The sequence below is a fragment of the Paenibacillus xylanexedens genome (assembly GCF_007680605.1).
Taxonomy (GTDB): Bacteria; Bacillota; Bacilli; order Paenibacillales; family Paenibacillaceae; genus Paenibacillus; species Paenibacillus xylanexedens_B.
Window position 1 is genome coordinate 1 of record NZ_VEIO01000051.1, and the last position, 465, is coordinate 465.

At 51.4% G+C, this 465-nt stretch carries 2 protein-coding genes; both read left to right on the forward strand.

Annotated elements, in window-relative coordinates; genetic code table 11:
* Positions 1–194 (forward strand): hypothetical protein (locus FS818_RS29125; protein ID WP_222128843.1); only part of this gene is annotated, 194 nt, incomplete at its 5' end.
* A 79-nt stretch (positions 195–273) separates the two neighbouring features.
* The coding region (locus tag FS818_RS29130) for a hypothetical protein (RefSeq protein WP_145336737.1) at positions 274–465 on the forward strand (192 nt) is incomplete at its 3' end.

Consider the following 465-nt stretch of genomic DNA (forward strand, 5'->3'; position numbering starts at 1 on the left):
CGTTGCCCCAAACGAGTACGGTTGTACCGTTTGAAAGCAACGTTACAAGCGGCATGCAGAAACGGAGTGGGCAGAAAGAACCCGTAGAAGCGAAGCTGAAAGCTTTCAGGGGGAAAGCTGGCATCGTAAGCATATGCTACGCATTTACAACCGGATTTCCCCTTGGAAGGGGGAGTGAAGAAATCCGGGGGTAAGGGGCGATCGGAGGGTTTTCTGACCACGGAGTGCCCCACCATGCCGAGCACCTGAAGCTTTGCGCTTTTCATTGAACCAATGACGATTGAAATGTCATTGGAATCCACGTTGCCCCAAACGAGTACGGTTGTACCGTTTGAAAGCAACGTTACAAGCGGCATGCAGAAACGGAGTGGGCAGAAAGAACCCGTAGAAGCGAAGCTGAAAGCTTTCAGGGGGAAAGCTGGCATCGTAAGCATATGCTACGCATTTACAACCGGATTTCCCCTT